Consider the following 20,620-nt stretch of genomic DNA (forward strand, 5'->3'; position numbering starts at 1 on the left):
ACCCGCCCCACAACCGCATCACGCCACTCCCGCATCACCCCAGACGGAATCGGCTCACCCGTATACGAACTGTCCCACCCCACAAAATCCTCACCAAACACACCACCACCCACACCCGACCCGGAATACACCGAATCATAAATCTCCCGCCACTCCCCCACCTGAGCATCCACACCAGAAGCCACCACACCGGAAGCACTCACCCCGGGAACCGGAAAAACCTCCGCAGCAGCCTCCAGATCCGGCACCACATAAGCAACGAGCCGCTGATCCTCGGCCACATCCTCACGGGCCACCACCGCCGCCTGACCCACACCCGCCTGAGCCAGCAACAACGACTCGATCTCCCCGGGCTCGATACGGAACCCACGAACCTTCACCTGATGATCAATACGGCCCAGATACTCCAGCTGGCCATCCCCACGCCACCGCACCAGATCACCCGTCCGGTACATCCGCTCACCCGGCTCGAACGGACAGGCAACAAACCGCTCCGACGTCAGCGCCGGACGCTGCACATAACCACGCGCCAGACCCGCACCCGACACATACAACTCACCCGGCACCCCCACCGGCACCGGCCCCAGCCCACCATCCAGCACATACACCCGCGTATTCACCACCGGACGACCAACCGGAACAACACCCCCCGACAACGGCCCCGCCATCGTGACAATCACCGTCGACTCCGTCGGACCATAACCATTCATGACCCGACGCCCACCCGACCACCGCGCCACCAACTCCGGCGGCACCGCCTCCGCACCCGTCGCCAGACACTCGAACTCAGACAGCTCAACCGCCGCATCCGCCGGCAAAGTCGCCACCACCGAAGGCGGAATAAACGCATGCGTCACCCGCCCCTCCGCCAGCACCCGCCGCAGATCCTCACCCACCAAACGCCCACGCTCCGGCACCACCAGAGCAGCACCAGAAGAAAAAGCCACCAACATATCCCAGAACGCCGTATCAAAACTCGGCGAAGCAAACTGCAACACCCGACTACCCGAACCAAGCCCCAACAACTCCACCTGGGAACGCGCCAGACTCGCCACACCCCGATGAGTAACCACCACACCCTTCGGAAGCCCAGTAGAACCCGACGTATAAATAACATAAGCCGGATTCCCCAACCACACACCAACCCCCGGATCCGTATCCGGGAACCCCGACACATCCAGCCCCATCACCTCCGCATCAACACACAGAACCGGAGCCACATCCGCCAGAACGAACGCCCGCCGCTCCGCCGGATACTCAAGATCAACAGGCACATAAGCACCCCCCGCCTTCAGCACAGCAAGCGCCGCCACCACCAGATCCACCGACCGCGGCAGCAACACCCCCACCTTGTCCTCCGGCCCCACCCCCTGCCCGATCAACCAGTGCGCCAGCCGGTTCGCCCGCACATTCAACTCCCCATACGACAACAACTCCCCACCACGCACCACCGCAGTCGCATCAGGAACACACCGCACCCACCGCTCGAACAAACCAGCCATCGTCGCCTCAGGCACCTCGACAGCCGTATCATTCCACCCCACCAACAACCGACCACGCTCCTCCGCAGACAACAACTCCACCCGCCCGATCCGCAACGACGGATCCACCACCACCTGCTCCAACAACCGCACCCACCGACCCAACAACCCCTCAACCGTCACACGATCGAACAGATCCGTCGCGTACTCGACGAACACCTCGATCCCCTCCGGGACGCCCGCCTCGTCGTGGCATTCGCTGAGGGAGATCAGTGTGTCGAAGCGGGACGTTCCGGAGCCGAGGATCTCAGCCTGCACCTGGAGGCCGGGGAGTTCGAAGTCCCCGCTCGGCGCGTTCTGGAGAACGAGTGCCACTTGGAAGAGGGGGTGGTGGGCGGGCGAACGCTTGGGGTTGAGCAGCTCCACCAGGTGCTCGAACGGCACATCCTGGTGTTCATACGCGGCCAGGCTGGTGCGGCGCACACGGTCCAGCAGGTCTTCGAATTTCGGGTCGCCCGAGGTGTCCGTACGCAGCACAAACATATTCACAAAGAGGCCGATGAGGTCGTCCAGCGCCTCATCGGTGCGGCCCGCGATGCCACTTCCCAACGGAATGTCGGAGCCCTCGCCCAGTCGCGTCAGCAGCGCCGCCATACCGGCCTGCAACACCATGAACACGGTCGCGTTGAAGCGCCGTGCCAGCCCGACCAGTTGCCGGTGCAACTCCTTGTCCATGGCAAACGTCAGCTGAGCGCCTTCGTAGGAAGCCACCGCGGGACGCGCGCGGTCGGTGGGGAAGCTCACCCGCTCGGGGAGGCCGGACAGCTGCTCTTTCCAGTAGACGACTTGACGTGCCAGCACGCTCTCCGGATCCGACTCCTCGCCGAGGAGCTCACGTTGCCAGAGCGTGTAGTCCACATACTGCACCGGAAGTTCGGACCACTGCGGATCCCGTCCCTCGATCCGTGCGGTGTACGCCTCGGTCAGGTCACGTGTGAGCGGGCCCATCGACCAGCCGTCACCGGCGATGTGGTGCATCAAGAGCATCAACACGCAGTCGTCGGAGCCGATGTCGAAGAGCCAGGCCCGAATCGGCACTTCGGAGGAGAGGTCGAACCCGTAACGAGCCGCCTCCTCAAGAGCCTTCGGCAGCTCCTCCTCCGTCGCTGGCAGGCGCTCCCAGCCGAGCCGGATGTCTGCCGGGTCCAGCACCAGCTGATGTGGTTCACCGTGAACGTCAGGAAATACCGTACGTAACGACTCGTGTCGCTCCATCACATCCCGCAGTGCGGCCTTGAGCGTCTCCGCGTCCACGTCGCCCTTCAGTCGCAACGCCAGCGGCATGTTGTAGGTCGGCGACGCCCCTTCCAGCTTGTGCTGGAACCACAACCGACGTTGCGCAAAGGACAACGGGATCACGAGCTGTTCCTTCTTCCTGCCCTACTGGAGCAATGCTGGGATGTTGGTCGAATATCTGGCGAAGCCGGACGCGAGCCACCCACACGGCCGCGTACAAGCGGGCGCGTCTCATCGCTTCGACGGAGGCCGAGAGCACATACGTCGACCCAGGAAGCAGAGGATGAAGGCAGGCAGAATGGAGGCAGGGCATGGTAAAACCCTGCCATCCTCAAGGCCGCGCTATGAACTGCGCCGCTTCGACGGCTCTGCGATGAAGTCTGTGGTGAATCCTGCGGGAAATCACCGGAGATCAGTTGGCCGAGGGCTGTCCCGTAATCCGCGCTGGATCGGTGCGCGGCGTCGGATGCGGCGCATTGCACGGCGGAGGGACGTTCACATACTTGGATGTACACGAACGTGCCAACAACGCCGCGAGGCGCTGCAGTCGAGCGCCGCGCGCCCACAAGGAATTGCGGGACAGCCCCTAGGGAGAAATCTGTGCTTCCCCATTGACCGGTCCGCTCCGGCGGCTTGTCCCGCGGCGGATCTCAGTGGTCACTGTTGAATCTGAATCGATGCGACCAAGTCTGTCGATTGCGTTCTGACACAAAGGCTCAATCCCCCGTTGAGTGAGCAAAACCACGAAAGGCGCTCAAGATCTGTCGCCAAGCGATCATCGTGAGTCAATCAGCAGAGTCAGAACGCGTCAAGTGACATTCTTAATCTTCCGCCCCTGCCTGAGCAGGGGCGGTCGACCCAACCGTGGTGGGCCCCGCAGGCACCGCTCAGCTCGCCGGAATCTCCCAGGACATGCCATCTCCGGAAGGCACAAGTCCGCCACTGAACAGCGGTTTCTCGTCATTCAACTCGGCCCCCAGGGCGGCGCGCGCTTGGACCCGGGCGCTTTCCTGCATCACCTCACCGATGATCGCCGTCTTGAAGAGAGGGGCCGGCTGATCCGCGCCGCCGTGCCCGCTCTCGTGCACCGATCCGACGGCCTGCGCCAGTTGGTCAGCCGCGCCGGCCAGGCGGCGGCCGGCCAGCGCCAGGTCACCGGAGGCGGCGCCACCGACCAACTCGACGAAGGCTTCGGCATCCGATGTCCCGGTGTTGGTCAGCTTCTTCGCGTTCCAGAAATATGATTGTTCGTCATGGTGCATGTCGTAGAAGGAAACCAGGAACTCATAAAAGAGTCCGTACTCCCTGCGGTAGCGCCTTTCGAACTCGTCGAAGCTGCGCTGCTCGTCGATCTCCCCGGAGAGAACGCTGTTGATCGAACGGGCGGCCAGCAAACCACTGTAGGTCGCCAGATGGACACCGGAGGAGAACACCGGGTCGACAAAGCAAGCGGCGTCCCCGGCCAGAACCATTCCGGGCTTCCAGAAGGCCGTGTCGCAGTACGAGTAGTCCTTCCGCACCCGGATCTCACCGTAGGGCCCCTCAGTCACCCGCCGTGCGTCGGACAACAGGTCCTGGATCAGCGGGCTTCGCCCAATGAGTTTGAGCAGGGCCTTTTCGGGATCTCCCTGGATCTGATCGGCCCTCTCCCGCGCCACGACCGCCCCCACACTGGTCAGGCTGTCGGAGAGCGGGATATACCAGAACCAGCCGTCGTCAAAGGCTTCGCATACGATGTTTCCGCTGCGCGGCGCGGACAACCGCTTGCCGCCCTCAAAATACCCGAACAGTGCGACGTTCTGGAAGAACTCGGAGTAGACGCGACGCCCACCCGTGTGCTTGTGAATGCGGCTACGGTTGCCGGAACAGTCCGCCACCATCGTCGCGGATATCTGGTGGTCCTGACCCTCCGCGTCGGTGTACCGCAGTCCGGTTACCCGGTCACCTTCCGTGGTGACGTCGGTCACCGAGCATTCCTCCCTCACCTCCACCCCCACCCGGCGGGCGTTGTCGAGAAGAATCTGATCAAACTTCATCCTCTCGACCTGGTACGCATATGAGGTCGGACCTGCGAGCTTCGGTGATATGGCGAAGACGAAGGTCCACGGCTCGGGGTTCGCGCCCCAGCGGAAGGTCCCACCGAGCTTTCTGACGAAACTGGCGGCTTCCAGTTCCTTGGTCACACCCAGCAGCTTGCAGACACCATGGACCGTCGAGGGAAGCAGCGACTCACCAATCTGATACCTGGGGAAGCTCTCCTTCTCCAGCAGCAGGACCCGATGCCCGCGCATGGCCACCATCGCAGCGAGGGTCGACCCCGACGGCCCGCCGCCGACCACTACCAGGTCGAATTGCTCCGTAGTTGTTGCGTTCATGATCTAACTCCCCACAGTTGTATGTCCCGGACTCATGAAGTACGCACGGGAGCGGTGCCGACAACGGACAGAAAGCCCGCCATCCGGATTCGAAGTCGTCCGCTCCAGCTCGGTCCCGCTGAACGACGCGCCCGTCTGCCGGGAGGTCTCTTCTCCGAAAGCGGGAGCGACACATCGAATTCGAGAGGTTTCCCGTTGCTGCGACAGCCCACCCCCCGACGGACGATCAGTTCTTCAACGGGTGGGCTCGAACACCACCGGAAGCTCCTTCAAAAAACGGAAGTTGATGTTGTCCTGCCATGTGGGCCGAGCCTCACGAAGACGAATCCCCGAAGCACGTTCCAGCAACCTGGAAACTGCTATCTCGATCTCGGAGACCGCAAGCGAGGCGCCAAGGCAGTAGTGAATGCCATGCCCGAAGGAAAGGTGGTCGGCGGCGTGCCGAGTGATATCGAGGCGGTCTGGATTCTTATATTTGAGGGGATCGCGATTTCCCGATCCCAGCACCAGGGTGACCGACTGCCCTTGCGAGATCCGATGCCCCTGGACATCGATATCGACGAGCGCGACACGGGTGGTGAACTGTACGGAACTGTCGTAGCGCAGGAACTCGTGGGCGGCCTTGGCCCCCAGTTCGGGCCGGTCTCGCAGCAGTTCCAGCTGATCGCGGTTCCGGAGGAGTGCCAGCACCGCGTTCCCGATGAGATGGGTCGTCGTTGCCTGTCCCGCATCGATGAGCATCAGGAAATTGGCGAAGACCTCGTCCTCGGTGAAGTCGCCGTTCTGAAGCTGCTCCGCGACGATCAGGCTGAAGAAATCCGTTCCGATGCCGGCCCGTCGCTCCTCTGCGCCCTCGTCAAAGGCGTTCCGGAGGGCGGTCACGCGCGGAATTTCCTTGCGGGACTGCGCGAACAGTTCAAAGAGCAGGCCCTGCCAGTTCTCCAACAGATGGGCTGCATGATCCGGCACTCCGGCCAGCCGGGCAACCACTCGCCTGGTCAAGGGTTCGGAGAAGTCATGGATCACGTCCATGCGGCCTTGACCGACAACGCGGTCGAGGAGCTCGTCCGCTATTGCCTCGATAATGGGCCGCATTTCCCGGATGAAGCGCGGGGTGAGTCCCGGCTTGATCAACTGGCGGAGCTTGGTGTGCCGCGGCGGCTCATGAAACACCATCATGTCCGATATGGCTTCCTTGAGCGGCTTCATCTCGACCTGGGCATCAGCCGGAAGCTTTTCGTAGAAGCTCTCTATTCGAGCGCCGGATAAACGCTCGTCCTTGGACAGCCTACTGATCTCATCGTATCCGAGAACAACCCAGCTGCGCGTCATTTTGTCATAGTAGACCGGATTCTCCTCGCGAACCTCCCGGTAGAAGACGTATGGGTCGGCCGAATATTCCGGGCTGAAAAGTTCGAGCAGGCTGGGCACTTTTGTAATAGCCACGCTACAACTGGCTCACTTTCGGTTCGGAGAATTCTTTTGATATCCCGAGGAGTGGTCCGGCAAGTTCCGCTCTGGATTCTTCGAAGAGGAAACTCTCGCGCGGGGCGACGCCCGCGACGGCTTCAGCGTTGCGCCCGGGCCCTCCCCTGGAGGAGCGGCAGCGGAAGGCCTGCCTGGAACCGCCGGGCGAGATCGAACGCTACCATCGCAGCCCTTCCGTGTTACGGGAACGCGTAGGAAGAGTTCCCGAGTGCACACGGAACAGACGTCGGCCGGCCGGAGCCCGCCCGACTGCCTTCGGATGCCGGAAACGGTTGACCGATCGCGCTGCCGCGGAGTTCAATGGCGAGGCCGTGACGCTTGCGGCTTCTGCGGCAGTACGGGGTATCAGCGACGATCCGGCCATGGATTGCGGTGTTCCACGATGCTCGCGGAATCCAAGCGTGTTCCCGCACCACAACGCGCTCGGCCGTGCCGAGCACCGGCTCCGACCTCTTCTTTTGGCCGAAGGGCCGGCGTTCCTGCGTAGGTTCGTCCGCGAGTGCCGACCGCACCCCAGCGGGCACGGGAACGCCACAGATCCGCACCTGACGGCTCGGCCACCCGTCAGTGCGTGGTCCGGCGACGCTTCCGGACAGTCAAGACATCTTGTCCGTACCCCTGCTCACCAGGGGCCTCGTTTCGTTGGAGTCTTCAACCGCCCTTGGGATACGGGGAGTTGTAGCGATCGCATTGGCTATGGTGTAAAGATCGTGATGGTTGTTTCCGTCACCGACGGGCGACCGTCGGGCAACCTGGGGGGAGGTGGCTGAGATGTCCGGGCTCATGGAAGTGCCAGGACCACGGGAGCCGTCAAGCGGAGGCGGAGCCAAGCAGCCATGGTGGAACCAGCAGCGGGCGTCATCGTCGCCTGTGCATCGTTGTGTGCGGGGAGCGACCGGACTTCCGGGGAGGACGGCCGGCCTGGACTGGCCGAGGCGGCCAATCGGACGCGCTCCACTGTGCGCGCCGGCGGAGCCGCGGAACGGGGAGCGGGTGCCGGCCAACCCGATGGGCGGTCGGCGTAGAGCGCTGTTGTTCGGCCTGTTGGTACGAACGGAGCTCAAGGAGATCGAGGTCCGCTGCCCTGCGCAGGCCAGTGCGGCGGCTTCCTCCCTCGTCCTCAAGACCCATGAGTGAACTCGCACCCGCCTGAGGCGTTCTGAGGCATCGAGCGGCTTCGTGCGACGACCTCCATGCTCAGACCAACCACTTGGCACAGAGCCCGGCCACTCGTCGGCAAGGTCTGTCGACGGACAACACAGTTCACGCCAAGGGCGTGACGTCCCGCTGACACCCTAGGATTGCTGAAGACGTGGCAAACACACACATGGCCGCCGAGGCCGTCAAGGCGGCCACCGGTAGCGTGCTGATAGCCCTGGCCGTCATACTCGCGGCCGCCTATATCTTCGCCACACTTGCTCGGCGAATTCGGCAGCCTGCCGTGATCGGCGAGATCATCGCAGGCCTTGCGCTGGGTCCCAGCCTCCTCGGGCTGCTCCCGGGAAACCCCACCGAAGCACTCTTCCCCGCCCACATACTCCCCTATCTGAACGTCCTTTCCCAATTAGGGTTGGTCCTCTTCATGTTCGGCGTGGGGTACCAACTGGACATCTCCCATCTACGAGGTGTCGGACGTCAAGTGACAGCAGTTTCCCTGAGTTCGGTCGTCTTGCCCTTCGCGCTGGGAATGGGCCTGGCAGTACTGCTGTTTCCCTCGCTCGACACTCCGGGCATGAAGGTGCACGACCTGCTGTCGTTTTCCCTCTTCCTCGGCGTCGCGATGTCCATTACAGCTTTCCCTGTACTGGCCCGGATCATCACCGAGCGCGGCATGCACAGGAACCGGCTCGGGACCATGTCCCTCGCCTGCGCGGCCGTCCAGGACCTTCTCGCCTGGTGCGTGCTCGCGGTGATCGTCGCCACAGTAAATGCCAGCGGCGGTTGGCCCCTCGCGCGCATGGCCATCGAAGCGGCTGCCTTCGCCCTCGGTCTCAACTACGTCGTGCGCCCCGCCCTGACCTGGCTGTTCGCCCCGGAGCGGCGCTGGGCCGGCGCTCCGGTCATCCACGCCACGCTGGTGATCGGTCTGCTGCTCTGCGCGTGGGGTACCGAGGAAATTGGGCTGCACGCCGTATTCGGCGCCTTCGCCTTCGGCGCGGCGGTCCCGCGTCGGCAGATCGACGCCACGGCCCCCGAGGTCCCCGAACGCATCGAGCAGAGCAGTCTGCTCCTGCTTCCGACCTTCTTCACCGTAACCGGACTGTCGGTGAACCTCGCCGGGCTCGGCACCGAAGGTCTGGTCATGGTTCTCGCCGTGGTCACCGTGGCCTGCGTGGGCAAGTTCGCGGGCGCCGCCGGCGCGGCCCGTCTCACCGGAGCAACGGGACGCGATTCGGTCGTCCTCGGAATTCTCCTCAACACGCGCGGACTGACCGAACTGGTCATCCTCAACGTCGGCCTCTCCCTGGGTGTTCTCGACTCCCGATTGTTCACCGCGATGGTCGTCATGGCGGTAATCACCACGGTGATGACGGGACCGCTCCTCCAACATGTTTATCCGAGAGCGGCACAACTGCCTTCGGTGAAGCACGGAGAGAATGGTTCCAGGAGTACCTCTGCGGCACTCAGCCTCGAAAAGGGAACTCATGAAAGAGCCTGATGCCCGACCGGCCCCACTGAACTCCCACCATTCTCCTATTCCGGTCAGGAAGTCCATCCGGCCAGTAGGCCGTGTCTGACAATTCCACGCGGAATTGTCAGACACGGCCTAGCACCCTCGACCATTCGAAATTCAACTGTGGCCAAGGACTCCGATACCGAAAGCGCGAATCTGCGCTCCTGACTTCGACCCGGCCACCTCTGGCACAGCACGTCAACTTTCCCTGGTGCTCACCGAAGCCCAGGATCAGAGAAGGGACAGCGCGACCATGAGACTTTCACGGATCGGACAGAAGATGTCCGGCATGTCAGGGTTGCGGACCATCATGGAGGACATAGCGGCCTCGACCGCCGCGGGCTCTTCCAACTGGCTGAACCTCAGTGTCGGCAACCCCGCTCTCATCGACGAGGTCGTCGACACCTGGAGGGAGTTGACCGTGCAGGCCGCAACGGCGGATTTCACCGCGACGAGCTCCCGATACGGACCCTCGCGCGGTTTGCCCGCCCTGGTCGACGCGATCGTCGACCATTTCAACACCAGCTACGGGTGGGACATCACTGCGGACAACGTGGTGGTGGGGCCGGGCAGCCAAATGCTCTGCTTCATGGCGGCGGCCCTCTTCACCGGCTCGACCGGCACGGAACAGCCCCAGCGACTCGTGTTGCCCATGACTCCGGACTACGCGGGGTATCAGGGGCTCTCCCTGGACCGCGACGGCGTCATCGGCTTCACTCCGAGGGTTCTGCTGTCCGGCGACCGCTCCTTCCACTATGCCTTCGATTTCGATGCCTTGGATCAGTGCCGTGAAGCGGGCATGTTCCTCCTGTCCAGCCCGAGCAACCCGACCGGCCGCAGCGTCGACGGCGACGAACTCGCCCGTCTGCTCAGCGCCGCGCGGCAGCGCGATGTGCCCCTGTTCGTGGACCACGCCTACGGTGAGCCCTTTCCTCGCATCGCCGCCTCACGCGTGGCGCCGCAACAGGACGATTACTTGATCAACTGCTTCACACTGTCGAAGGCCGGGCTTCCGGCGGAACGGATCGGCTTCGCCATCGGACCGGATCGGTACATCCGTCCCATGGTGTCGTTCATGGCCAACTCTGCTTTGCACGCACCGCAATTGATGCAGTTGGTGGCCGCCCGGTCGCTGACCACCGGAGCGCTGGAGAAACTCGCCTCCTCTGTGATCGCCCCGTTCTACCAGGCACGTCGCCGGAGCGTGGAGCGCCTGCTCGCCGAACTGCTGCCGGCTTCGGTCAACTGGCGGCTGCACACCAGCGAGGGCGGCATGTTCTGCTGGCTGTGGGTCGACGAGCCCTGGTTCGACGACATGGCCCTTTATGAGTTGATGAAGACGAAAAAGGTGTTCATCGTTCCCGGACGACACTTCTTCGTGCCCCCGTCGGCTGATGCCGCCCTGAACAGTCACGGCACACGGTGCTTCCGTATCAGCCTCAGCGCCGATGAAGGCACCATCGGGGAAGGCATCGCGCGGATCGCCGAGGGCCTCACCCAACTGAGCCGCGCCCACCACGCGTGAGGTCACCATTGACGGCCCGCCGCCGACTGCGGGCAGCGCGCCGTCAGGGCATCCCTCGCAAAGCCGGGGCCGGTCGGCCGAAGGAGGAGTCACCGCGGTGAGGGTGCCGCCTGCGGAGTGTGCGCAGGCGGAAGTCCCCTCGGAGCTCAGACGGTTGCGGAGGCGGTACGTGGCCGTCGCGTTACCGGGGGCGATCCGGTTGGACGCGGGGTCATAGCCGTACTCGGTGGTGGTGGAGCCGGTGGTCCAGGACCCCCTGGCCGTCCAGCGGCGGAGACGAGCCACGAGCGTGGACGGCGGAGCCCTCCGCGACGCCGGTGGGACGGGGCGTCGGCCGTCCGCTCCCGGCGGGGCCGAATGGGCCTACCGGTGTGCCGCTCCGGACCGGTCGGCGGCACACCGGTTCCTCGTGCCCGAGTCCCGGTGCCCCGGGGGTCAGCCGGTCCGGGAGTAGTGCTGGAGATAGAGAAAGATCTTCTTCAGGCCCGAACCCACATGCACGATGTGCAGTTGGCCTCCCGAGGCACCGAAGTCCCAGGCGGCGATCCCCTGGACCTCGTCCCCGGATTCGACGTCCTGATGGAACGCGTAGGAGACCTGGCCCGAGACCGCGTCGATCGAGTAGACCGACTTGGCCGAATCATCCACGGAAGCGTAGAGCTTGCCCTGCCACATCGCGGCGCCCTGGATCCTGCTCAGGGGCTGGGACAACGTCACGGTGTTCACCACCGGGAGCGTGGAGCCGGCCGGAAGGGTCAGCAGATCGTTCAGACTGTAGGCGACCAGCTTGTTGGTCCCCTGCCCGGAGTCCTGGGTCCAGGGTGCGGTGTACACCAGTCCGGCGGCGGCGTCCACCGCGACCCACGGCACCCCGCCGGGCATCTGCGCGAGAGGCAGTTGAACATAACGGCCGGTGTAGCTCAGGTCACTCGCGTTGTACAGCGCCAGCAGCGGATGCCCGTAGTCGTTGCCACCGTCCTCGATCGGGGCGATCACGTAGCCGTCGTGGTATTCGACATCCCCGATGTGATCGCTGCCGTACATCTGGCTCAGCGACAACGGGATCGGGAACAACGACGAGGCGACCTCGGAGTCGTTCGAGACGGTAGCCTTCACCATTCCGCCGGGTCCGGCGTAGTAGAAGTACGTCCCGTCCGTCGCCACGCCCTGCCCGCGCTCCAACGCGTTGAACCCGGTCCACCGGTAGTAGTCCCCCGTCCGCGTCCAGGTCGAGGCCGTCGCGGGGGACGCCGCACCCCCGATGGCCAGCACGATCGCGGTCGCCACAGTCGCTGTTGTCCTGCCCGGCTTCATCTGAGCCCTGCCTCCTCCGGTCGACATCACACGACTACGCTTCCCCGGGGGAGAGGGGCTGCAACAACACCATGCCCATCAACCCTTTGGCGGAAGGCGACTTGGCTGACTTCGCCGAGGTGTGCGGCCCCGGCCCGCTGCCGCCTTCGAAGGTGTCGTCCGGGCTTCGACCTGCCGGAGCACGGCGCCGCCCCGCGCGGTCAGGCGGTCGAACGCGTCGCGGACGAGGGGTGCCGTTCGGCCGGATGCCGGTACTCCTGCGGTGAACGGCTCGATGCCTTCGGCGCAGGGGCGTCCGCATGGTGCAAGTAGCGCCGGGGGGTGGTGCCGACGGTCCGGCGGAAGGCGGCGAGGAAGGCACTGGGCGTGGCGTAGCCGACGGCATGGGCCACCTGGGCGACCGGGAGTCCGTCGGCGAGCAGCGGCAAAGCGGCGCGCAGGCGCAGTTGGGTGCGCCAGCGGTCGAAGCTCATTCCGGTGTCCTGGACGAAGATCCGGCTCAGGGTCCGGCGACTGGTGCCGACCGCGCGTGCCAGCGCTTCGAGAGTGCGTGAGTCGGTGGGATCCGCCAGCAGCAGCGCGGCCACCGCCCGCGCACGGTCGTCGACGGGTTCGGGCACCGCGATCGGTGTGCTGGGCAGCGGTTGGAGCAGATCGAAGACCACCGACTCGGCGCGCAGCCGTGCGTCCGGCATGAGATCGGCACGGCCGAGGTGGGCCAGCAGTTGGGTGAGCAACTCGCCGACGGCGACCGCGACCGGTGTCGGCCAGTCCATCGGGCAGCGAGTGGGATCGAGGTACAGGCTGTGGAAGGTGGTGTCGCGTGGTGCGCCGGTCCGGTGGACGGTCCCTGCCGGAATCCACAGGGCGCGGGTGGGCGGCAGTACCCAGGTGTCCTCGTCGACCGTCACCCCCAGCACCCCCCTGGTGGCCCAGGCCAGTTGGTGCTGTGGATGCTCATGCGCCGGGAACCACCGGCCCGCGGGCAGCGGGAAGGCACCCACCACGATCGCCCCCGCGCCGTGTTCCGCCGCCGGCGTCACGCGAGGGCCCCATCGGACGACCGGCCACTGCCGAGGCTTGAAGAAACCACCCGCCCACCCTAACGAGCTGGGGAGCGGGAGAGGGCGGACTCGCGACGCCCTGTGCCTGCGCCTCCCGCGTTGTCGTCGGTCGCGAGGTTCCCCACGTTCCCGGCCTCGCTCGAACAGGAGAGGTCCCACGCGCCCTCACTCCCTCCTCCGCCGCGGGTCCGAAACCGCATGACGCTGCTCACTGCTTCCCCTCGCCTGCTCCCCAGCTCGTCAGGGCTGTCTTGTGATCCCCGGTCGCTGGGCGTGCGGCGTCGGACGCGGTGCGTCGCAGGGCTGGATGCCCGGGCACGCGGTGCGTTCGGGCGCTCCGGCGACGCGGCGAGGTGCCGTGGCCGGCTTCGCGCACCCGCCGGGAAGTGCAGAACAGCCTTGGATCCCGGTCTCGGGCCGGAGGACGCCCGTGCGAGGACACGGCCCGAGGCCGATGCCCTCCGGGCGCTGGCCTCTGTGCGACATCATCTGGCCCGACGGGATCTCGCGGCCCGCGCACGGCGTTCCTAAGGTCGTGTCATGCCGATGAATTACCTGCATCGCAAGATCTGCAGCTCCGCCCGCTGGGCCGCCGACGTGGCGGAACGGATGCCGGAGATGCTTGCCGACGTCGACCTGGGGGACGACGTCCTGGAGATCGGGCCCGGTTTCGGTGCCACCACCCGCGCGTTGGCGTCCCGCACGACGAAACTGACCGCAGTCGAAATCGATGAGGCCTCCGTGGCCCTGTTGCGTGCCGAGTTCGCCGACCGGGTCGAGATCGTGCACGGCGACGGCACCCGGCTTCCCTTCCCGGACGGGAGGTTCTCCGCCGTCGTCTGCTTCACCATGCTGCACCATGTGCCCTCCGCCGCGTTGCAGGACGCCCTGTTCGCCGAGGCATGCCGTGTGCTGCGGCCGGGTGGGGTGTTCCGGGGTGTGGACAGTCTGCCCAACCCGGGGTTCCGGCTGTTGCACATCGGCGACACCATGGTGGTGCTCGACCCGGTGACACTGCCCGCGCGCCTGCGCCGAGCCGGCTTCGGGGCGGTGGAATCGCGGCACCGACGTGGTCGGCAGGTCCGCTTCCTGGCCCGCAGAACCTGATCGTGGCGCGATCGGACGGCAACGACCGAGGTGCGGGCGTCGGCCACGGAACCACCGCTGCGTCCGTCCCGGTCCCCGCACGGTCCGGTGACGCGCCCACGAACCCGGCTCGGCCCGTGTACTGATCCGGCCCGTGCCGTCCTACCGGCCCCCGGTGCGCGCGGTGCTCCCGTACGACCTGCGGCGACACGGCTTCGTCCGGCCTCGACGCGCGAGGGGGTCGTCCGTACTCATTCCCTCCCCGGATCGCGTGCGCGCAGTGGACGCATCCTGCTCGTCCCCCTCAGACAGCCGACCGGGCTCGCGACCGCGCCACTGTGCCGCCCGGGCCCGCACGCTCGCGTCGGGCGTTCCGGCCTGCTGACCGGCGCCCGGGCGACGCGCACCGCGCGCGCCCGAGTCGGGTCAGGAGCCGGGGTCAGGCCGAGGAGTCGTCCGCCGGGTCCGAACGCGACCAGGTGAGGCCTTCGAGCTGCTCGATGCTCTGGTTGAACTCGACCAGCAGGGTGAGGAACTCCTCCGTCCGCGGACCGCTCCATCCCGTCGCCTCGATGAGACGCGTGGTCCCCGCACGGCTGATGGCACGATCGGCCGCAAGCCGTTCCAGGCCGAGCGCTGTGGGTCGGAACTTGCGGGCGATCCCCCCGTCGGGATCGGGGATGCGCTCCACCAAGCCATTGCGAAGCATCGCGCTGACCTGGCGGTTGATGGTGGAGATGCCGACCTGGAAGGTGTGCGCCAGCTCCTTGAGGGTGAGCGGTTCACCGACCTCCAGCCGGGTGAGCAGGACGTAGGCCGAGCGCTCCAGGCTCTGGCCGATTCGGGGGCCGCGGGCGGCGACGAAATGCCGGGACAGCAAGGTCAGCTCCCGCTCCAGATCACTCAGCCGGCGCTCTTGCTCACTCATGTCCTTGATCCTCTTCCGCCGTCGTTTCCCGTTCATCATCGCGCATGCCGGCCACGCACCGGAGATCACCACTCGCATTTGTGCATGATGCACATGGTGTGTATGGTGCATATTATGTGCACGGCGCCCATCGAGCTCCATGCGACCACCTCCTTCGACGCACCCGAGGCATGGAGAAACGCATGAGCGCAGCCCGGCCCGAGGACGTACTCGCGAGCCCGGCCTTCCCGGCACGTCCGGACGGCCCCGGCCTCCCGCTCCTCAGCCGGGGTGGCATCCAGCAGCGCGGCCAGGATGGCGGCGCGCTTCCGCGCGGGGACCTGTCCGTGGGTCCGGAGCCGTCCGCGCCCGCTTCCTGAACACCTTTCCCGGGCGCGCTCGCCCCGCCCATCTGACGCGTCCGCCGTACCGGCCGCATCCGTCGTATCCATCGGCGTCCCACGGACGCCGACCCTTTCAAGGAGTCCTTCGTTGTCATCCACGTCCACCCGTGAGGTGGGACCGGGCGCGGTCACCGCCGTGATCGCGTTGAGCGGCGTCGTGGTGTCGCTCATGCAGACGCTCGTCGTACCGATCATTCCCAAGCTGCCGAACCTGCTGCACGCCGAACCGTCCGACGCCTCGTGGGTGATCACCGCCACGCTCCTCGCGGCGGCCGTGGTCACCCCCATAGCGGGACGCCTCGGCGACATGTTCGGCAAGCGCCGGATCCTCGTCGCCAGCCTGATCTCGCTCGTCGCGGGTTCCGTGGTGTGCGCCCTGTCCGACAGCCTGATCCCGGTCATCGCCGGACGGGTGCTGCAGGGGCTGGCGACCGGCGTCATCCCCGTCGGCATCAGCATCCTGCGCGACGAACTGCCCACCGCACGCGTCGGCAGCGCCGTGTCACTGGTCAGCGCGACGCTCGGGGTGGGCGGCGCGATCGGTCTGCCGGTCGCCGCCGCCATCGTCCAGTACGCCCACTGGCACGTCCTGTTCTGGCTCTCCGCCGGACTGGGGGTCGTGTGCCTCGCGCTGGTGATCGCCCTGCTGCCCGAGTCCCCGAACCAGGCACCCGGACGGTTCGACGTCCCGGGCGCGGTCGGACTCGCGGCCGGCCTGGTGTGCCTGCTGCTGCCGGTCACCAAGGGCGGCGACTGGGGCTGGACGAGCGGCACGACCCTCGGACTGTTCGCCGGCGGCGTGGTGGTCCTGGTGCTGTGGGCGGTCTACGAGATGCGCGTCGCCCAGCCGTTGGTGGACCTCCGGGTCACCGTGCGCCGTCCCGTACTGTTCACCAATCTGGCCTCCGTGCTGGTCGGCTTCGCCATGTACGCGATGTCGCTGACGCTCCCGCAGCTGCTCCAGTCCCCCGAGGCCACCGGCTACGGACTCGGCAAGTCCACACTCGCGGCGGGGCTCGCCCTGGCACCGGGCGGCCTGGTCATGATGGCCCTGTCACCCGTCTCCGCCCGGATCACCGCCCGGCGCGGGGCCCGGACCGCGCTCCTGATCGGTGTCGCCGTCATAGGCGTCGGCTACGGCGCGGGGCTGCTGCTGATGTCACAGGTGTGGCAGATCGTCATCACCTCGATGATCGTCAGCGCGGGCGTCGGCATCGCCTACGCGGCCATGCCCGCGCTCATCATGGGTGCCGTTCCGGTGACCGAGACGGCTTCCGCCAACGGGGTCAACGCGCTCATGCGATCGATCGGCACCTCCGTATCCAGCGCGGTGATGGCCGCGATCCTGGCCAACATGACCATGAGCCTCGGCCCGGCCCAGGTGCCGACAGAAAACGGATTCCGCCTGACCTACGTCGTGGCGATGCTCGCCACGGTCGTCGGGCTCCTGTTCACCCTCGCCATTCCGCGCGCCGTCCGGAGCGGCGGGGAGAGCGGCACCGGGACGGTCCCGGCGGACACCCCGGCCGTCGGCGCGACGCGCTGAGCCCACCAGCAGCCGCGCGGAACGCCACACCGAACACACCCAACACACCCAACACACCGAACACCAGGCAGAACGAAAGGGCAGGACCATGGAACGTCTGAAGGACAAGGTCGCGGTCATCACCGGAGCCGGCAGCGGGATCGGCCGGGCGGCCGCCGAGCTGATGAGCCGCGAGGGTGCCCGTGTCGTGGTCGCCGACCACAACACCCTGGGCGCCGAGGAGACCGCCGGGATCGTCGAGGCCGCGGGCGGCCGGGCGCTGCCCGTCACCGTGGACGTCACCGACGAGGGCTCGGTCGCCGACATGGTCGCCGCGGCCGTCACCGAGTTCGGCTCCCTGCACGTGCTCTGCAACCACGTCGGCGGGACCAACCCCCGCAAGGACCTGGACCTGCTGCGCATGGACATGGACGAGTTCGACCGGGCCGTCGCCCTGAACGTGCGCAGCACACTGCTCGGTTCCCGGCACGCGGTGCCCCACATGATCCGCGCCGGTGGCGGGTCCGTCATCAACACGGCCTCCGTGGCCGCACTCGTCGGCGATGTCCTGCAGACCTCGTACGGCGCCGTCAAGGCCGCGGTCGTCAGCATCACGAAGTCGATCGCCGTCCAGTACGGACCGCACAACGTGCGCTGCAACGCCATCGCCCCGGGCGCCGTCATGACCCCCGCCCTGGAGGACAACCTCCCCGAGGACGTCGTCGAGGCCCTGCGAAACGGCAACGCCCTGCCCTACCTCGGCTCCCCCGAGGACATCGGGCACACCATGGTGTTCCTCGCCTCCGACGAATCCCGTTACCTCACCGGACAGCTCCTCGTCGTCGACGGCGGCATGACCATGCAGTCCTCCGCCGCCCCCGGTCGGCGCGCCATGCTCCCCGCCTGACACCCGGCGTCCGGGGACCGCACGAGCGGCCCGGGGCGAAGGAGACCGCGCGCCGTACTCCGGCGCGGCGCCTCCGTCGCCACGGGCCGCTCGTGCGTGCGGCCCCCGCCCCGCGGCCCGGTCCGTCTCAGTCGGCGGCCCGGCTCGCCAGGTACTCGGCCATGCCCGCTCCGGTGAGCGGATAGTAGTCGGACAACCGGGCGCCCTCGTCGAGGCGTTGCCGTGCGAACGTCTCACGGTCCTGGTGCAGCAGCGCGTCCTCGGCCAGCGGGACGGCGCTGTGCTGCGGCACCACGACGGCACCGTCCTCGTCGGCCACGATGAGGTCCCCGGGGGTCACCAGGGCGCCACCGACACCGACCGGCACATTGAACGCGGAGGGGAAGAGCTCCGTCTGCGACGCGTAGTGCGGGGTCACACCGGTGCACCAGACGGGTACCCCCAGCGCGCGGATCCGCGCGGCGTCCCGTACCCGCCCGTCCACCACGATGCCCGCGCCGCCGCGCAGCTTGAAGTAGCGCACCAGCATGTCCCCGAGGCAGCCCGTGAAGTGGCTGGCGTACGCCGACACGACCAGCACGTCGCCGGGGCGGATGGACTCCAGCACGCCCCACAGCGCGGTCTTCCGCTCGATGTCCTCCTGCTCGGCGCCGGAGAAGACGTCCTCGCGCTGCGGGAGGAACTGCAGGGTCACGGCACCGCCGGTGACCTTGACATCCGGCTCCCGGTGCAGTGGCACGGGCCCGTCGATGAAGGTCCGGGTGATGCCCATCTGATGCAGTTTCGCGCAGGCCGTCGCCGCGCTCACGTCCGCGAGTGCCTCCACCATGCGTGCCGTCGGCCGTGCGTAGGACGCGGTATGGACCGGAGCCCGCATGGATTCGTAGATCTCGGTATCCCCCATCGACGGCGTTTCTCGGTCTCCGGTCGGGTTCATTCGCAGGCCTCTCCGCGTACTCCGCCGCACGCAACGCCAGTGACATTATCGCCTATCGATGGTAGATAACAGCCGACCAAGGAGAACTGTCAACAGCACGAGGAGAGTTCAGTGCCCACAGCATCCGCCGGCTGGTTCGATGCCGCGCGTTTCGGATTGTTCGTTCATTTCGGCCTCTACAGCCTCGCGGCACGACACGAGTGGGTGCGGAGCCGGGAGAGCATGTCGCAGGAGGAGTACGACCGTTATCTGCGGCGCTTCGATCCGGACCTGTTCGACGCACGGGAGTTGGCGCGCGCGGCCCGAGAGGCCGGCATGCGCTACGCGGTGCTGACCGCCAAGCACCACGACGGGTTCTGCCTCTTCGACTCGTCCCTCACCGACTACACCTCGGTCCGCGCCACGGGACGGGATCTGGTGGCCGAGTTCGTGGAGGCGATGCGCGCCGAGGGGCTGCGGGTGGGCCTGTACTACTCGCTGCTCGACTGGCACCACCCGGACTTCACCGTCGACCTGCACCATCCGTTGCGCGAGACGGCCGCGGCCGGGGAACCGCGGGACATGGAGCGCTATCGCGCGTACCTGCACGGTCAGGTGCGCGAGCTGCTGACCGACTACGGCCCGATCGACCTGCTGTTCTTCGACTTCACCTATCCCGGCAAGGGGCCGGACGCCTGGGGTGCGCAGGAACTGCTCTCCACGGTCCGCGCGTTGCAGCCCGGCATCCTCGTCAACGACCGGCTCGGAATTCCCGGCGACTACGTGACCCCCGAGCAGTACCAGCCCGACCGTCCGCTGGAGCGGGACGGCGCCCCGGTGCGCTGGGAGGCCTGCCACACCCTCAACGGCTCATGGGGATACGACCGGGACAACCACGCGTACAAGGATCCCGCGATGCTGGTCCGGATGCTGGTGCAGTCCGTCGCCTGCGGGGGCAACCTGCTGCTCAATGTGGGCCCCACCGGCCGGGGCGCGCTGGATCCGCTGGCCCGCGGGACACTGCGGGATCTCGGGGCGTGGATGTCCCTCCACGCGCGGGCCGTGCACGACGCGGGGCCGAGCGCCTTCGAACCCCCGCCGAACGCTCTCTACACGCAGTCCGGCCGACGTCTCTACCTGCACCTGCTCTCGTGGCCCCTCAAACACCTCCACCTGCCCGGCCTCGCCGGGAAGGTGCGCTACGCCCAACTGCTGCACGACGGTTCGGAGATCCGCTTCCAGGAGCTCGACGGGACGGAGCACGAGCACGTCAACATGGCCCCGCCCGGCCGTGATCCGGGCACGCTCACGCTGACGCTCCCGGTCGCTCCTCCGGACGTACTGCTGCCGGTGATCGAACTCGAACTTGACGACGATGCGTGAGGAAGTGGCGCGCCCCTCGGGCGGGAGGCCGGACACCCCCCACATCGAGGGGGAGTTGGCGGGATGGCCCCATCCGGCCGGCCCCATCTGGCTGGCCCCGGCCGGTCCGCGACCGTGCGTGGGGCCGGGCCGCCGTGCGACGCGAACGCCTCGGATCGAGCGGCGGATTGCTTGCAACACTCTTGAACATGCCGGGGTGCCACCCATAGCATCAGTAATCGATAGACGATAGTTCTTCGAGCGAGAACCCTGCGGTGTCCGGCCACGCGCCGGAC

The 20,620-nt window shown here is 66.7% G+C and carries 13 protein-coding genes and 1 pseudogene; 7 read left to right on the top strand and 7 right to left on the bottom strand.

Annotated elements, in window-relative coordinates:
* The 3 genes from ACF1CT_RS17665 to ACF1CT_RS17675 form a co-directional block, all read right to left on the bottom strand.
* On the bottom strand, positions 1–2,900 hold a 2,900-nt coding region (locus tag ACF1CT_RS17665), incomplete at its 3' end, for an amino acid adenylation domain-containing protein (RefSeq protein WP_391784764.1).
* A 764-nt stretch (positions 2,901–3,664) separates the two neighbouring features.
* The gene (locus ACF1CT_RS17670; protein WP_391784765.1) at positions 3,665–5,152 is read right to left on the bottom strand and encodes a tryptophan 7-halogenase; all 1,488 of its coding nucleotides are present in this window, start codon (positions 5,150–5,152) and stop codon (positions 3,665–3,667) included.
* Between the two features lie 234 nt (positions 5,153–5,386).
* Positions 5,387–6,583 (bottom strand): cytochrome P450, encoded by a 1,197-nt coding sequence (locus ACF1CT_RS17675; RefSeq protein WP_391784766.1) that lies wholly within the window; start codon positions 6,581–6,583, stop codon positions 5,387–5,389.
* Positions 6,584–7,952: 1,369 nt separating this feature from the next.
* Here ACF1CT_RS17675 and ACF1CT_RS17680 point away from each other — a divergent pair.
* A complete protein-coding gene (locus ACF1CT_RS17680; protein ID WP_391784767.1) occupies positions 7,953–9,299 on the top strand; it encodes a cation:proton antiporter in 1,347 nt (448 codons plus the stop codon).
* Between the two features lie 226 nt (positions 9,300–9,525).
* On the top strand, positions 9,526–10,839 hold the full coding sequence (locus ACF1CT_RS17685) for an aminotransferase class I/II-fold pyridoxal phosphate-dependent enzyme (protein ID WP_391784768.1): 1,314 nt from the start codon (positions 9,526–9,528) through the stop codon (positions 10,837–10,839).
* Between the two features lie 435 nt (positions 10,840–11,274).
* Here the strand turns inward: ACF1CT_RS17685 and ACF1CT_RS17690 are convergent, their stop codons facing one another.
* Both ACF1CT_RS17690 and ACF1CT_RS17695 read right to left on the bottom strand, forming a co-directional pair.
* A complete protein-coding gene (locus ACF1CT_RS17690) occupies positions 11,275–12,126 on the bottom strand; it encodes a hypothetical protein (protein WP_391784769.1) in 852 nt (283 codons plus the stop codon).
* 227 nt (positions 12,127–12,353) lie between these two features.
* Positions 12,354–13,196, bottom strand: coding sequence for an AraC family transcriptional regulator (locus ACF1CT_RS17695; protein WP_391784770.1), 843 nt, complete (start codon positions 13,194–13,196; stop codon positions 12,354–12,356).
* A 561-nt stretch (positions 13,197–13,757) separates the two neighbouring features.
* Here ACF1CT_RS17695 and ACF1CT_RS17700 point away from each other — a divergent pair.
* Positions 13,758–14,324, top strand: coding sequence for a class I SAM-dependent methyltransferase (locus ACF1CT_RS17700; protein WP_391784771.1), 567 nt, complete (start codon positions 13,758–13,760; stop codon positions 14,322–14,324).
* 418 nt (positions 14,325–14,742) lie between these two features.
* On the opposite strand, the gene ACF1CT_RS17705 is transcribed toward ACF1CT_RS17700, so the two are convergent.
* Complete coding sequence (locus ACF1CT_RS17705) at positions 14,743–15,231, bottom strand: MarR family winged helix-turn-helix transcriptional regulator (protein WP_391784772.1); 489 nt, start codon at positions 15,229–15,231, stop codon at positions 14,743–14,745.
* Between the two features lie 182 nt (positions 15,232–15,413).
* On the opposite strand from ACF1CT_RS17705, the gene ACF1CT_RS17710 reads away from it, so the two are divergent.
* The 3 genes from ACF1CT_RS17710 to ACF1CT_RS17720 all read left to right on the top strand — a co-directional run bounded on the left by ACF1CT_RS17710 (position 15,414) and on the right by ACF1CT_RS17720 (position 18,046).
* Entirely contained in the window at positions 15,414–15,590 is a 177-nt protein-coding gene (locus ACF1CT_RS17710; protein WP_391784773.1) for a hypothetical protein, read from the top strand.
* A 112-nt stretch (positions 15,591–15,702) separates the two neighbouring features.
* The gene (locus ACF1CT_RS17715; protein WP_391784774.1) at positions 15,703–17,160 is read left to right on the top strand and encodes an MFS transporter; all 1,458 of its coding nucleotides are present in this window, start codon (positions 15,703–15,705) and stop codon (positions 17,158–17,160) included.
* 88 nt (positions 17,161–17,248) lie between these two features.
* Positions 17,249–18,046: an SDR family NAD(P)-dependent oxidoreductase gene (locus ACF1CT_RS17720; protein ID WP_391784775.1), complete on the top strand. Its 798-nt coding sequence runs from the start codon at positions 17,249–17,251 to the stop codon at positions 18,044–18,046.
* Positions 18,047–18,173: 127 nt separating this feature from the next.
* Here the strand turns inward: ACF1CT_RS17720 and ACF1CT_RS17725 are convergent, their stop codons facing one another.
* A complete protein-coding gene (locus ACF1CT_RS17725) occupies positions 18,174–18,950 on the bottom strand; it encodes a ribonuclease activity regulator RraA (protein WP_391784776.1) in 777 nt (258 codons plus the stop codon).
* A 123-nt stretch (positions 18,951–19,073) separates the two neighbouring features.
* Here ACF1CT_RS17725 and ACF1CT_RS17730 point away from each other — a divergent pair.
* A pseudogene (locus ACF1CT_RS17730) lies at positions 19,074–20,345 on the top strand (alpha-L-fucosidase); the annotation flags it as partial.
* Positions 20,346–20,620: the final 275 nt, after the last annotated feature.

It is taken from the genome of Streptomyces sp. NPDC014734 (assembly GCF_043083325.1).
Lineage (GTDB): Bacteria > Actinomycetota > Actinomycetes > Streptomycetales > Streptomycetaceae > Streptomyces.

What these genes read in the sequence shown, in the direction of transcription:
- ACF1CT_RS17725 (WP_391784776.1), bottom strand. Translation starts at nt 18,950, where the DNA reads ATGGGGGATACCGAGATCTACGAATCCATGCGGGCTCCGGTCCATACC.
- ACF1CT_RS17720 (WP_391784775.1), top strand. Translation starts at nt 17,249, where the DNA reads ATGGAACGTCTGAAGGACAAGGTCGCGGTCATCACCGGAGCCGGCAGC.
- ACF1CT_RS17710 (WP_391784773.1), top strand. Translation starts at nt 15,414, where the DNA reads ATGAGCGCAGCCCGGCCCGAGGACGTACTCGCGAGCCCGGCCTTCCCG.
- ACF1CT_RS17700 (WP_391784771.1), top strand. Translation starts at nt 13,758, where the DNA reads ATGCCGATGAATTACCTGCATCGCAAGATCTGCAGCTCCGCCCGCTGG.
- ACF1CT_RS17705 (WP_391784772.1), bottom strand. Translation starts at nt 15,231, where the DNA reads ATGAGTGAGCAAGAGCGCCGGCTGAGTGATCTGGAGCGGGAGCTGACC.
- ACF1CT_RS17670 (WP_391784765.1), bottom strand. Translation starts at nt 5,152, where the DNA reads ATGAACGCAACAACTACGGAGCAATTCGACCTGGTAGTGGTCGGCGGC.